Source organism: Streptococcus sp. KHUD_013, from assembly GCF_052588545.1.
This window is the reverse complement of sequence record NZ_CP186264.1, coordinates 1,492,069-1,505,810: the sequence shown is the minus strand read 5'-3', so window position 1 is coordinate 1,505,810 and position 13,742 is coordinate 1,492,069. Positions and strand designations below refer to the sequence as shown.

At 41.6% G+C, this 13,742-nt stretch carries 14 protein-coding genes; 10 read left to right on the top strand and 4 right to left on the bottom strand.

The annotated features are described in order from the left end of the window. Positions 1-15 precede the first annotated feature (15 nt). Positions 16-2,676, top strand: coding sequence for an SNF2-related protein (locus ACOXXR_RS07170; protein ID WP_414287727.1), 2,661 nt, complete (start codon positions 16-18; stop codon positions 2,674-2,676). 211 nt (positions 2,677-2,887) lie between these two features. Here the strand turns inward: ACOXXR_RS07170 and ACOXXR_RS07165 are convergent, their stop codons facing one another. Genes ACOXXR_RS07165 through ACOXXR_RS07150 form a run of 4 tightly spaced genes read right to left on the bottom strand, consistent with a single transcriptional unit; the run spans position 2,888 to position 5,634 of the window. Then, positions 2,888-3,193 (bottom strand): DUF5960 family protein, encoded by a 306-nt coding sequence (locus tag ACOXXR_RS07165; protein WP_445278343.1) that lies wholly within the window; start codon positions 3,191-3,193, stop codon positions 2,888-2,890. Next, a complete protein-coding gene (locus ACOXXR_RS07160) occupies positions 3,174-3,545 on the bottom strand; it encodes a hypothetical protein (protein ID WP_445278342.1) in 372 nt (123 codons plus the stop codon). The genes ACOXXR_RS07165 and ACOXXR_RS07160 overlap by 20 nt, the downstream gene beginning before the upstream one ends. Then, positions 3,542-4,954, bottom strand: coding sequence for a Y-family DNA polymerase (locus ACOXXR_RS07155; RefSeq protein ID WP_445278341.1), 1,413 nt, complete (start codon positions 4,952-4,954; stop codon positions 3,542-3,544). Before ACOXXR_RS07155 ends, ACOXXR_RS07160 begins: the two co-directional genes overlap by 4 nt. Positions 4,955-4,956: 2 nt before the next feature. Next, a complete protein-coding gene (locus ACOXXR_RS07150) occupies positions 4,957-5,634 on the bottom strand; it encodes a helix-turn-helix domain-containing protein (RefSeq protein WP_445278340.1) in 678 nt (225 codons plus the stop codon). A 182-nt stretch (positions 5,635-5,816) separates the two neighbouring features. Between ACOXXR_RS07150 and rsmD the strand changes: the two genes are divergently transcribed. From rsmD to ACOXXR_RS07105, 9 genes are all read left to right on the top strand, one after another. Beyond that, the gene (gene rsmD / locus ACOXXR_RS07145) at positions 5,817-6,356 is read left to right on the top strand and encodes a 16S rRNA (guanine(966)-N(2))-methyltransferase RsmD (protein ID WP_445278339.1); all 540 of its coding nucleotides are present in this window, start codon (positions 5,817-5,819) and stop codon (positions 6,354-6,356) included. After that, positions 6,346-6,819 (top strand): pantetheine-phosphate adenylyltransferase, encoded by a 474-nt coding sequence (gene coaD, locus ACOXXR_RS07140; protein WP_411400685.1) that lies wholly within the window; start codon positions 6,346-6,348, stop codon positions 6,817-6,819. Before rsmD ends, coaD begins: the two co-directional genes overlap by 11 nt. A gap of 101 nt (positions 6,820-6,920) precedes the next feature. Beyond that, positions 6,921-7,931: a SepM family pheromone-processing serine protease gene (locus ACOXXR_RS07135; protein WP_430466253.1), complete on the top strand. Its 1,011-nt coding sequence runs from the start codon at positions 6,921-6,923 to the stop codon at positions 7,929-7,931. Positions 7,932-8,092: 161 nt separating this feature from the next. Then, on the top strand, positions 8,093-8,803 hold the full coding sequence (ccdA2, locus tag ACOXXR_RS07130; RefSeq protein WP_070589647.1) for a thiol-disulfide oxidoreductase-associated membrane protein CcdA2: 711 nt from the start codon (positions 8,093-8,095) through the stop codon (positions 8,801-8,803). 26 nt (positions 8,804-8,829) lie between these two features. After that, complete coding sequence (locus ACOXXR_RS07125; protein ID WP_048715812.1) at positions 8,830-9,165, top strand: hypothetical protein; 336 nt, start codon at positions 8,830-8,832, stop codon at positions 9,163-9,165. 59 nt (positions 9,166-9,224) lie between these two features. Continuing rightward, positions 9,225-9,785: a redoxin family protein gene (locus tag ACOXXR_RS07120; RefSeq protein ID WP_445278874.1), complete on the top strand. Its 561-nt coding sequence runs from the start codon at positions 9,225-9,227 to the stop codon at positions 9,783-9,785. 12 nt (positions 9,786-9,797) lie between these two features. Further along, the gene (gene msrB, locus ACOXXR_RS07115; RefSeq protein ID WP_343094184.1) at positions 9,798-10,919 is read left to right on the top strand and encodes a peptide-methionine (R)-S-oxide reductase MsrB; all 1,122 of its coding nucleotides are present in this window, start codon (positions 9,798-9,800) and stop codon (positions 10,917-10,919) included. Between the two features lie 58 nt (positions 10,920-10,977). Beyond that, positions 10,978-11,712 (top strand): response regulator transcription factor, encoded by a 735-nt coding sequence (locus tag ACOXXR_RS07110; RefSeq protein ID WP_343094183.1) that lies wholly within the window; start codon positions 10,978-10,980, stop codon positions 11,710-11,712. Next, complete coding sequence (locus ACOXXR_RS07105) at positions 11,709-13,421, top strand: cache domain-containing sensor histidine kinase (protein ID WP_445278338.1); 1,713 nt, start codon at positions 11,709-11,711, stop codon at positions 13,419-13,421. The genes ACOXXR_RS07110 and ACOXXR_RS07105 overlap by 4 nt, the downstream gene beginning before the upstream one ends. The last annotated feature ends 321 nt before the right edge of the window (positions 13,422-13,742 follow it).

Below are 13,742 nucleotides of genomic sequence, written 5' to 3'. Positions count from 1 at the left end.
AAAAGGGGAAAAGGAATGGCATTTTCTCTAAAACTTAAAAACCTAATACAACCTACATATCAAAGTGAAAATTTAGTTAAAGAATTCTATGAACCGGTATTATCTGAAGCTACTATTTATAGAAGAGTTTCAGCCTATTTTTCTAGTGAGGGACTGGGATTATATTCGAAGGGATTGGATAAATTATTTGGAAATAATGGATTTGCTCAATTTATCATTTCTACTGATATCTCTGAAGAAGATTTTAAAAAAATTCAAGAAGGATATGCTCTTAAAAATAGTTTAGTAGATTTGCCTGCTCAGTTAAGGAAAACTATTCTAAATGATCAAACAAAAGAATCGTTAGGTAATCTGGCATTCATGATTGCAAGTAACCATGCAGAGGTAAAGTTTGCAGTTATTCCAAGTGGACGAGGGATTTTTCATGATAAATTTGGTCTTATTGATTCAGATGATGAAACTGTCTTTTTTAATGGATCTGTTAATGAAACTAGAAATGGTTTAGAATATAATTATGAAAGTATTTCCGTAGATGTTTCTTGGGATTCAAGTAAGAATGTTCAAACGCGAATATTAGCTAACAAGAATAGATTTGACCGATTATGGAAAAATGAAGAGAAAGATATTCTGACAATCGATGCTACAAAAATTGTTTATGATGAAATAAAAAAATACCAGCAATATTCCACAATAAATAAAGTTAAAGAAAATCAGTCAGATAATAATATCTATTTTTATTTAAAAAGTGGAAATATAATTGTACGTCAAGATAACTCTTCTATACAAATTACTAACTCAGATAGAAAGCTAAAGCCTGGATCAGATTTGTCCAATAAATATTTTGAAGATGATAACTCAACTATCAAGTCAGAATTTTCTTATATGGATATAAACTACATTATTAAAGAAACAAGGAAGAGATGTGATAGAAAAAATATTATAGTTGAAGTCTCAGAGGAAGTACAAGACTACCTAAAGTCAAATCAATACTCTATTGAACAATATAGTAAATTAGGAATCTATTTAAAATTACCTGAACAATATACAATTCATGGGGAGCAAGAAAAGTTTGAAGAGTTTGTTTCTGTCGTTAGTTCAGAAGTTGTACGGCCGTTTAAAAAATTGCAACTTGAGGCAGCATACTACGAATACAGGATGGCTAGAGCTGCGAACTTTTCTGTGCCAGGTTCTGGTAAAACGGCTATGATTTTGGCTGTTTTTGCATTTTTGAATTCCAAGAAAGTTGAAAGTGAGCACGTAGATAATTTATTGGTTATTTGTCCTATTAATGCTTTCAACAGTTGGAAAGAAGAATTTAAACAAGTTTTTGGAAATAAGAAACGGTTAGAAGTAATTGATTGTCAAAGTTCCAAAAATTTTGATTTTGATTTATCTTTGAACTGGAAAACATCAAATCTTATATTAGTGAATTATGAATCGTTGACAAAACACAAAGACAAGTTGCAGGAATTGCTGTCAATTAAGACAATGATTGTCTTTGATGAAGTTCATAGAATAAAAAATCCTTTCGGAATTCGTGCTCAAGCTGCTTTGGAGCTAGTTAAGGATTCAAGATTTAAGTTTGTTTTAACCGGCACACCTATACCTAATTCTTATCAAGATATCTATAACTTTCTTCATTTGCTTTATGCAAATGAGTACAATTCATTTTTTAGATGGAGTTTAGATGAATTAAAAAATCCTAGTGTTAGGAAAATTGAAGAGATTAATAAAGCTTTAATTCCATTCTTCTGGCGCTTAAACAAAGATGACTTAGGAGTACCTAAACCAGATCCAGATAAATTTTTGGATGTAGAACCTAGCGAAGAGCAGAAACAATTAGCACAGTCCATATACTATAATGAATCGTCGAGTTTAGCCAGATTGATTCGATTGATACAAGCGTCTACAAATCCTGAATTACTTAACAAAAAGATTGAATATAAAGATATGTGGTTTGCAGGTGATAATGATCAAGATGATACCGTTGAAATATCTGAAGAAATATTTAATAATCGACTACAGATTACTTCAGACTCGGTAATTAGAGAAGCCAAAGGATATGATGAGTATGATTTTTCAAGTATGATTTCTCCTAAATTTGAAAAAGGTATTGAAAAAATTCAAGAGCTCATATCCGAAGGGAAAAAAGTCATAGTCTGGGCAATATTTGTTGATACCATGAAAAAAATACAAAATAGGTTAGATCAAATTGGAGTGAGAGCTAATTTAGTGTATGGTGGTACGGACGTTTCTGATAGACAGAATCTCATTGATGATTTTCGATTTGGTAATACTATGGTTATGATTTCTAATCCTCAAACTCTAGGTGAATCGGTATCTTTGCATAAAGAAGTTCATGATGCTTTGTATTTTGAATACAATTTTAATCTAACTTTTATGCTTCAATCTCGAGATAGAATCCATAGATTAGGGTTAGAAGATAATCAATATACAAGATATTATTATCTACAAACCAGATGTGAACCAGATGATAGTGGTGATCCAGGTTATATCGATCAGCAAATTTATAAGAAACTGGAAGCTAAGGCTAACATAATGTACAAAGCTATTGATAATAATATTCTATCACCAGAATTTTCTCAGAATGAAATTGATGAAGCAATCAGTATTATTGATGAGGAAAGAAAACGTATTTTACATAACAAAAAATAGAATATATGTGTAAATACATACTTTTAGCATGAGTTTTGATAGTTCGTGTACTAATTAGATTGCCACTAATGGATAGATTTGTAGTGTAATTTAATTTTTTCGTAGAAATTTCTTATAAAAAGCTTAGAACCAACATTGTAATTGTATGGCTCTAAGCTTTTTAAAATCTAATTAAATTTGCTTATTCTTTATAAAAAGTATAGATAGTTTTCTAGGAGGTTGTTTTGTATTCTGTGGTGAGGCTGTGGCCTAGGTAGGTATAAATCCGTGTCAGTGGGGATTGGGGATGGGTGGATACGCGAAAGTGAAAGTAGTGGTCACGGTGGTCGCGGCTCTGGGTATGGTGGAGTCTGAAATAGTTGCGCTGGCCTGTCGACATGGATCTCAGCAGGTCATCTTCTAAAAAGACCAAGGGGGTCGCAGTCGTTGCCAATCGGTAAAAATCGTGCTCGAACTGCTGGTAATTGTTTGAAAAATAATCGAATTGGAGTTCGTGTTTATTCAGGGCTGGTTTCATAGCTAGAATCTCCTGGTTCAATAGAAAAAATAGTCGAAAGAAGGAGAGAGTGGTAGTGCTGGCTATTTTTTATGAGGACTTCGGAAGGGCTTAAGGTATAGACCTGGCCGTAGTAGACGGCGATTCGATTGTCCTGGAGGGTAGAGAGGGAGAGGGGAGTCTCTTGTTGATAAGCCTGCTCGAGGAGGTGACGGATTTCTTGCTTTGAGAGGAGGCGAAGCTCTTCGAGAGAGAGCTGGTTTGTTTGTAAGGCCGTCGAATGCTCAGAGAGGAAGAAGCCGGCCCACTTGGCCATGCCCCGGTCTTGGAAGTCGCGTGCCGACTGATAGGGGAGATAAGAACGATCAATCATGCTAAGCCATCTAAACCTCCTGCAGAGTGGCCTCCGGTCAGTTTGCTTCGAGCCAGAGCGCGCGAATTTTCTAATAGGGCAGAGCCCTTCTGTAGAGAAGCAAAGCCAAATCGGTCACGGATGTGGTCAATGGTCTCTTGGAGGGCTTCTTCTCTTTGGGTTTGCTCAGGGTCATCAAATAGGGAGATCAGCTGGAAGCTCTCCTCTACGAGCTTCCCATAAAAGACTCCGATCTGCCGGATGGCTCCTCCCTGGTAGTGGGAACGAAAGAGCTGGATGACTTCCTTAGCTAATTGAGCGGTAGAGTTGGTTGGCTCAATCTTTCGCTGGCAGTGGATGGAAGGGAGCTGTTCCTGTTTGGAGTAACTGGCGTGGATGGAGACCAGTTGTGTCTTTTTCTTTTCCCGACGCAAGCGGATAGCAACTTGCTCAGCCATCTCTCGAAAGACTAGTTCAATATCGCTTTGGCGGTGGTAGTCACGGGGAAGGATTTGCGAATTTCCTAGACCGTGAGACTTTGGCCGATAGGGACGATGGACATTGCTTTCATCGATTCCATGGGCGTGAAACCAGAGTTGGACGCCCATGACGCCAAATTCTTTTTTGAGTTGGTCTGGATTGGCCTGGGCTAGTTCATAGATGGAGTGAATGCCTAGTTTGTTCAGGCGTTTTTCTGTTCGATGGCCGATCCCCCAAAAATCGGTCAGTTTTTTTATCTGCCAGACTCGATTGGGGACGTCTTCATAAGACCAGTTAGCCCGCATGGTTTTCTGGTGCTTGGCTTCGTTGTCCAGGGCCAGTTTGGCTAGGAGTGGATTGGCATTGCTCATCCCGACAGTAGCATAGATCCCAGTTTGCTGCCAAATACGCTTTTGGATCCGAGCAGAAAGAAGATCCAGCTTAGAGCGTCGGTCTAGCTGAGGATTGGGAATAAAGTAGTTGAGAGAGCTGGTCAAATCGATAAATCCCTCATCAATGGAATAGGGGTAGATGTCATCTGGAGCAGCAAATTCTTGAAAGACTTGCTGGATTTCCATGTTGACCTGAATATAGGCATTCATGCGAGGGGGCACGATAAAGGTGCGCTTGGCCCAACTTTCGATATAGTGGACAAAGGCTGGGTCCGTAGGCAGGCCTTGCTTACGGGCTAGGTAGTAATTGAATTTCCTCGTCTTGAGATCAAAGGGTAGATCATAGCTCCGCCCGACATTTTTCTTCCCAAAGACCTGCTTAAAAACGGGGGAACTGGCTAAGATGAGGCCAGCAGAATTGTCGCTCCGACTCATGACACAAAGAGAAGTAGTCAAGGGATTGAGGCCGAGGCGGACGCATTCACAACTGGCATAGAAACTTTTCATATCCACAAAAGCAATATCAGACCTGGGCTCACGTGAATAATCAAAGAGCATGTCTAAACCTCCAGAGGGAGGAAGTGGCCAACCACGATACCGACGATTTTTGGTTCATCTTCGTAGGGAGCAAAGAGGTCATCATAGGCTGGGTTGATAGACTCTAGGCGAAGGCCCTCCTCTTCTCGATAGACTTTTTTGATATAGGTCTTCCCATTCCACATGAGGGCGTAGACTGCTCCATCATAGTCAAATCCGGTCTGTTTCATCAAGGCGACGGAACCGTTTGGATAGCTTGGTTCCATAGAATCTCCGGACACCCAAGAGGCAAAGTCGTGTTGGATCTCTTGGTCGAAATAAACGGTCTCGTAGTCAGTTTCATTGTCATAAAAGGTATGACCAAGTCCAGCTGCCAAGTCGATAGATAGGACACGGTAAGGGATCAAAGAGACCACCTTTTCTTGCTCTGCTAAGAGTTGGCTGGCAAAGAGATCGACCTTTCTCTGATGGGGTGGGGTTAGTAAAGGGTAGGTGAAAAGCGCTGAGCTCTTGTCGACAAAGTAGTCCTCTTTAACGGAGAGGCGCTTGGCCAACCTCCTGAGATTTTTATCGTGTGGCTCTGCTAAGCCATTCTCCCAACTAGAGTAGGTCTTGCGACTAATCTCTAAGGATTCGTAGACCTGAGCTTGGGTCAGCCCCAGCTCAAGTCGCCGGTCTTTTAATTTTTTTGCATCAAACATCTGCATTCTCCTATGTAACGTTTTAAAAGTTACGTATAGTATAGCAAAAAAAAATTCGGACTTCAAGAGAAAAGTGAGAGGATTTTTCTTTAGCAGCGAAAGGGATTTAACTTCAGCGGATCTCAGATGGGAGAGGTGGGTGTTTTTGTATCTTTTATCCAAATTTTGATATAATAATCTCTATGAAGATTGTATCAGGTACCTATGGAGGGCGTCCTCTTAAGACGCTCGAAGGAAAGACAACAAGGCCCACTTCAGATAAGGTGAGAGGGGCTATGTTTAATATGATCGGTCCTTATTTTGATGGGGGTCGGGTCTTGGATTTATATGCTGGCTCAGGCGGTCTGTCCATCGAGGCGGTGTCTCGGGGGATGGAGCAGGCTGTCTTGGTCGAGAAAGATCGCAGAGCCCAAGGGATTATTGCTAGCAATATCCAAATGACCAAGGAAAGCCACAAGTTTCAATTGCTGAAGATGGAGGCTCACCAAGCTCTCAATCAATTGCAGGGGACCTTTGATCTTATTTTCCTGGATCCTCCCTATGCAAAAGAGCAGATCGTAGCCGATATTGAGGCCCTGGCTGAACGTGGTTTACTTGGAGAAGAGGTCATGGTCGTCTGTGAGACAGACAAGGCAGTGGACTTGCCTGAGGAAGTTACTTGTCTAGGAATCTGGAAAGAAAAAATCTACGGAATTAGTAAGGTGACGGTTTATGTCAGATAAAATCGGATTATTTACAGGTTCATTTGACCCAATGACCTTGGGACACTTGGATTTGATAGAGCGGGCTAGTCGTTTGTTTGATCGCTTGTATGTCGGTATCTTCTTTAATCATGAGAAGAAGGGTTATTTTACCATTGAGCAAAGGGAAACCATGGTGACAGAAGCAGTGGCTCATTTGCCCAATGTAAGAGTCATCACCGCAGAGGCAGAGTTGGCAGTAGAGGTAGCTAGACGGTATGGGGTGACGAGTTTGGTCCGAGGGTTGCGCAATAGTCAGGACTTCCTCTATGAAAGCAATATGGACTACTTCAATCACCAGCTGGCTCCAGAGCTTGAGACCATCTATCTCTGTGCCCAGCCCCAGTACCAGGCCTTGAGCTCGACGAGAATCCGCGAGTTGCTGACCTTCCAGCAGGATGTCAGTGCCTATGTCCCAGAGAGTGTTATAAAGGAGATGAAATAAAAGGAATGAAAGAATTTGAGAAACCAAGGGCTCAGCTACCAGAAAGCCCATTTGAACCTGTGCGCAAAAAAGATAGTGTGTGGAGAACCTATCGTTGGCCGATGATTGGGACCCTGCTTCTGATTTTGGCCTTGCTAGCTTTCTTTGTTCCCCTGCCCTATTATCTGGAAATGCCAGGAAGTTCCGAGGATATTCGCCAAGTGATGCGCGTCAACCATAAAAATGATGAAGCATCCGGTTCGTATGATTTTGTCACTGTTGCCGTCAAGCAAGCGACCTTCTCGGATATAGTCTATGCCTGGGTGACTCCTTTTACAGATATCTACTCTGAAAAAGAAATGACAGGTGGCAGTTCCAGTGAGGAATTTTTCCGAATCAATCAATTTTATATGGAAACCTCTCAAAATACTGCCAAATACCAAGGACTAAAAACGGCTGGAAAAGATACAGAGATGGAATTCCTCGGTGTTTATGTCATGCAAGTAGCAGAAGACTCTACCTTCAAAGGCGTTTTAAATATTGCGGACACAGTTACGGCTGTCAATGACAAGACCTTCAAGAGCTCAAAAGAGCTCATCGAGTATGTTGGTTCCCAAAAAATTGGGGACAAGGTCTCAGTGACCTACACAGAAGATGGCCAGACCAAGACTGCTGAAGGAAAGATTATTAAGTTGGTCAATGGCAAGAATGGGATTGGAATTAGCTTGATTGACCGGACAGAAGTGAAGAGTGATGTACCGATTGAGTTTGCGACAGCTGGCATCGGTGGTCCAAGTGCCGGGATGATGTTTAGTTTGTCCATCTATACCCAAGTAGCGGATCCAGACCTTCGTCAGGGACGCCATATCGCGGGGACAGGGACCATTAACCATGATGGGACTGTCGGAGATATCGGTGGAGTGGATAAAAAAGTCGTAGCAGCAGATCGCGCTGGTGCTGAAATCTTCTTTGCCCCTGATAATCCGGTGACAGAGGAAGTTAAAAAGAACAATCCGAATGCCAAGAGCAACTACGACGAAGCGGTAGAAACAGCTAAGAAAATTAAAACCAAGATGAAAATTGTTCCTGTCAAAACCTTGCAGGATGCCATTGACTATTTGAAAAAGAACTAAAGTAGCCTGTTTGACGAATTTCGTACTTGCACGTATGACATCGTGTTAGCAGAGGGGAACATTCACCTTCTAATTAAATTCAAGTTTTTGCTTATCAATCTCTCTATTTTTAGAGGGATTTTTTCTTTATACTGGTGTCAGAAAGAAAGGGAGGTAGTGAAATGATTCAAACCAGTTTGTTTTCCATTTCAGTATTCTTAGCGGGAGTTCTATCCTTTTTCTCCCCGTGTATTTTGCCACTGATGCCAGTCTATGTAGGGATTCTATTGGATTCTGAGCATGAAAAAACGGTGCGTATTTTTGGAAGAGACATTTCTTGGTATGGCCTGGTGAAGACTCTTTGTTTTATCGCAGGTCTATCAACTGTTTTCCTGATTCTAGGATACGGTGCAGGGGCCCTTGGCCAGGTGCTTTATGCTCCCTGGTTCCGTTACCTACTAGGAGGGATTGTCATCTTATTGGGAATCCATCAGATGGGCCTCATCAATCTTCAGCAACTCCAAAAACAAAAGAGTATCCAACTGAAGAAGGATGAAAAACGCAATGAATTCTTCAATGCTTTTCTGATAGGGGTCACCTTCAGTTTTGGTTGGACCCCTTGTGTCGGACCAGTTTTGAGCTCTGTTTTAGCCATTGCAGCTTCTGGAGGAGATGGTGCATTGCAAGGCGCTCTCCTGATGCTGGTATATACATTAGGCTTGGCTCTGCCTTTCTTGCTTTTGGCCTTGGCTTCTAGCTGGGTTCTACAACATTTTGCTAAACTCAAGCCCCATATGGGAACCTTGAAAAAAATTGGTGGTGCCCTCATCATCTTGATGGGCATCTTGCTGATGCTAGGAAATCTTAATAGCCTCGCATCCCTGTTTCACTAATCTTGAATGATTAAAGGAGAAAAATCATGAAAAAAATTCTTGCACTTTCTATTGCTACACTTAGCATCGTCACTTTAGCAGCTTGTTCTGGACAGAAATCAGATTCAGACATGAAAAAAACGGACGATAGTAGTATGATGAAGAAGGACGATATGAAGAAGGAAGATATGAAGAAGGATGACATGAAGGATTCATCCATGTCCGATGATAAAATGAAAAAAGAAGACATGAAAGATTCATCTATGATGTCTGACAGCAGTTCTGAAATGAAGGACGATATGAAAAAAGATGAGATGAAATCTAGCGATTCAGAAATGAAAGATGAAAAGAGTGAATCATCTGATATGAAATCAGACAACTAATGAAAGAAGGGAGAGGTCATCTGAGGATGACTTTCTCCTTGTTTAAAGAGGTAATAATGATGAAGAAATTAGCTTTAGTAGCTGCAGGATTCTTGTGTACTGGACTTTTGGGGGCTTGCTCTAACCAAGGAATGGAATCATCCAACAAAAGTGAGACTAAACAGACATCCACAACGGGATCTTCAGAGCAAGCTGGAAAGAAGGTTCAAGAGTTTAACCTGCAAGGAGTAGACGGTAAGACCTACCGCTTATCTGATTACAAAGGGAAGAAAGTTTACCTCAAATTTTGGGCTTCCTGGTGCTCTATTTGCCTATCGACATTAGAGGATACCAATGAGTTGGCAAAAGAAGAGGCGGGTAAGGATTATGTGGTCTTATCCGTTGTAGCTCCAACTTTTAATGGTGAAAAATCAGAAGCAGATTTCAAAAACTGGTACCAGTCTTTGGATTACAAGGATTTCCCAGTCTTGCTAGATAGTAAAGGGGAACTGCTAAAAGAGTATGGGATTCGTTCTTATCCATCGGCACTCTTTATTGCAAGCGATGGAACTCTCGCTAAGACCCATATCGGTTATATGAGTAAGGAAGACATCGTCCAGGCTCTAAAAGAAATGAAGTAAGGAGGACATAAAATGGAAACAAAATGGAAACTCATTTCCATTCTTTTAGTGGGGCTATTTTGTTTTGGAATCTTTTTCCTTGTCAAAGGATCCATGGCCTTGGATACATCAGATGCGACGACTGAGCAGATCAAAAAAGCGTCCATGAGTCAGACACCAGTAGCAAACAAAAAGCAGGAAGAAAAAGTCAATCCAGAAGACCAACGAGAAATCTATCTAGCTGGTGGTTGCTTCTGGGGTGTGGAAGAGTATTTTTCCCGTGTTCCGGGTGTCATTGATGCCGAATCAGGTTATGCCAATGGAAAAGGGGATACCACCAAGTATGAATTAGTCCCTCAAACAGGCCATGCTGAAACAGTTCATATCACTTACAATGTCAAGCAGGTATCTCTGAAAGAATTGCTCCTGCATTATTTCCGGATTATCGACCCAACGTCGAAGAATCGTCAAGGAAATGATCAAGGAACTCAATACCGAACAGGTGTCTATTATGTCTCTCAAGAAGACCTTCCAACTATTAACCAAGTCTTTGAAGAGGTAGCAAAAAAATACGACAAACCGTTAGCAGTGGAAAAAGAGGAACTGAGCAATTTCATCAAGGCTGAGGACTACCACCAGGATTATCTAAAGAAACATCCGAATGGGTACTGCCATATCGATGTCAATCAGGCTTCTTATCCTGTTATTGATGCTAGCCGCTACTCCAAGCCAAGCGATGAGGAAATCAAAAAGAAGTTATCTCCTGAAGAGTATGCGGTGACACAAAAAAATGATACCGAACGAGCCTTCTCCAATCGTTACTGGGATCAGTTTGATGCCGGTATTTATGTGGATGTTGTAACAGGAGAGCCTCTCTTCTCCTCAAAAGATAAATTTGATTCTGGTTGTGGTTGGCCAAGTTTCAGTCGGCCTATTAGTCCTGATGTGGCAATCTATAAGGAGGATAAGAGTTTCAATATGACTCGAACAGAAGTTCGGAGCCGTGTGGGAAATTCCCATCTGGGCCATGTTTTTACCGATGGTCCCAAGGAAAAAGGCGGCCTTCGTTACTGCATCAATAGCTTGTCAATCAAATTCATCCCTAAAGCAGAAATGAAAGAAAAGGGCTACGGTTATTTATTGGACTATGTCTGAGACATTTGGAACCACAATTTGCTATAATAAGCATAGCAAAGACAAGTAGGTGAAAGACATGTATGCGATCATGATTGTGGAAGATGAAGAGCTTATCCGGCAGGGACTGACTTCCTTAGTGGATTATGAACAGTTTGGAATGACCGTCATCAACCAGGCAGAAAATGGCCGTGAGGCCTGGGAGAAGTTTCAAGATCAACCAGCTGATATCCTTCTAACCGATATCAATATGCCACAAATGAATGGCTTGGATCTGGCCCATCTCGTCAAAGAGCAGTCTCCGTCTTGTCATATCATTTTTTTGACAGGTTATGATGACTTTGAGTTTGCAAGGAAAGCCATCAAGTTAGGTGCAGATGATTATTTGCTGAAGCCTTTTTCAAAAGATGATATTGAAGAGATGTTAGCAAAGGTGAAAGGAAAACTCGATCAAGAGCGAAAAAAGGCACAAGTCGAAGATTTGGTCAGTCATGGTTATTCGACAGACTTGGAAGAAGCTATTCATGCTCGTTTAGCAGATTCCCAGTTAACCCTGAAGGATTTGGCCTATCAACTTGGTTTCAATCCCTCTTATCTAAGTGTATTGATCAAGAAAAAATTGGGACTTCCTTTTCAAGAATACCTTATCCAGGAGCGAATGAAGAAGGCTCGGCTCTTGCTTCTCACGACAGATTTAAAGATTTATGAGATCGCCGATCAGGTTGGTTTTGAAGATATGAACTATTTTTCTCAACGTTTTAAGCAGGTTGTTGGGGTGACGCCAAGGCAGTACAAAAAAGGAGAGCATGAATGAAACGATATCCTTTGCTGATCCAGCTGGTCCTCTACTTTTTTCTCTTCATTCTCTTACTTTTTGGTCTCATCGGTAGCCTTTACTATCAAACGAGTTCAGGGGCGATCCGCCAGCTAACGGAGCGGACGACAAGAAATAGTATCGACCAAAGTAGTCAGTTTATCACGTCTTATCTAAAAAAATTAAAGCAGACCACAACAGTGCTTAGTAAGGAACAGGCTGTTCGCCAATTTGCCCAAGATAGGAGTGCGGATCAAGAAACGGTTCAGCACTTGATGCGAACGATGATTGAAACGGATCCGGACCTGGTCTCAGCAGTCCTGGTGACTAAGGACGGACGTCTGGTAGCGACAGATACCAAAATCAGCATGCAGACTTCTTCAGATATGATGAATGAAAGTTGGTATCAAGAGGCGATTAAGGAAAGAGCCATGCCGGTCTTGACGCCAGCTCGAAAGGAATCCTTGACCTCGGAAAAAGAAAAATGGGTGGTTTCTATTACCCAAGAAGTGGTCGATCAGACTGGTCAAAATCTCGGAGTAGTACGCTTGGATATTGGCTACGATAGCCTTCAGGCTTACTTGGATCACCTTCAACTAGGGAAACAAGGCTTTAGTTTTATCATTAATCAAAAGCATGAGTTTGTCTACCATCCTAAAAAGGCGGTCTATTCCTCTAGCCAAGAAATGCAAGCCATGCAGCCCTATATTGCTGTGAAGGATGGCTATGCAAAAGGAGGGCAGAATTTTATCTATCAGGTTCCGATTCCAAATAGTGATTGGACCTTGATTGGAGTGGCTTCGCTTGAAGGGCTTCAGATGCTTCAGTCGCAGCTCCTGTACTCTTTCATTGGCCTAGGATTGCTAGCTTTGATTATGTGTTTAATAGGGATTGGCTTTGTTCTGCGTTTGTGGATCAAACCCTTACGAGACCTTCAGACTATCATTTTGAGGATTGGAGCAGGAGATGCTCACGTGAGAGCTGTAGCAAAAGGATCTCCAGAATTGGTGGATTTCGCTCAAGCTTTTAATGCCATGCTGGACCAAATCGATAACCTCATGCAACAGGTCAAGGAAGAGGAGCAGAACGCACGGCGTTACGAGTTGCGGGCACTTTCGGCTCAGATTAATCCGCATTTCCTCTACAATACCTTGGATACGATTGTCTGGATGGCGGAGTTTAACGATAGTCGGCGCGTGGTCAACATCACTAAGTCTCTGGCTCAATATTTTCGACTAGCTCTCAACCAAGGCCAGGAACAAATCCTACTGAGAGATGAAATTGACCATGTCCGCCAGTATCTTTTCATTCAGAAGCAACGTTATGGTGAAAAGCTCAATTATGAAATTCTAGAAGATGAACGGTTGGGCGACTATCAGCTCCCCAAATTAGTGCTTCAACCCTTAGTGGAAAATGCGATTTACCATGGCATTAAAGAGATCGATCGGCCCGGTCTCATTCGAGTGACGACTGAAGTCAGTGGAGACTCCGCCTGCGTATCGATTTTTGACAATGGACGAGGGTTTGACCGATCAGAGTCAACAGACCAAACCCTTCTTCGTTTAGGAGGTGTTGGCTTGAACAATGTGGACCAACGATTGCATCTCCAATTTGGCGAAGCCTATCATATGGAGATTGATTCTAAGGCCAATAGCTATACGAAAATTACTCTTTTTTTGCCCCTTTCATCATCTGATGAACATGTATAGAGACAAAGATTGCCTTCTTTGTTTTAGATTGAAGACGAAGTCATCTAAAAAACTTTCCGCCGTGAGAAAAGTGCCTGAAACAATTGCGTTTCAGGCACACGGAATTATTGAGAGTAAAACAGTTCGGGGAACTGTTTTAGCCTGAGCCCAGAAATTAAAGAGCGAAGAGGCTCAATAATTAGTCATGGAACTTCTACGAAGTTCGCTGACGTCCGTACTCACCTAAGGAAAGTTTTTCAGAAAACTTTATTTTCCATCTGAGCAGGCTTTTTTCAAAGCCTGCTTTTTATAATGTGACAGGAAGAAGAAGTAAATTAAATC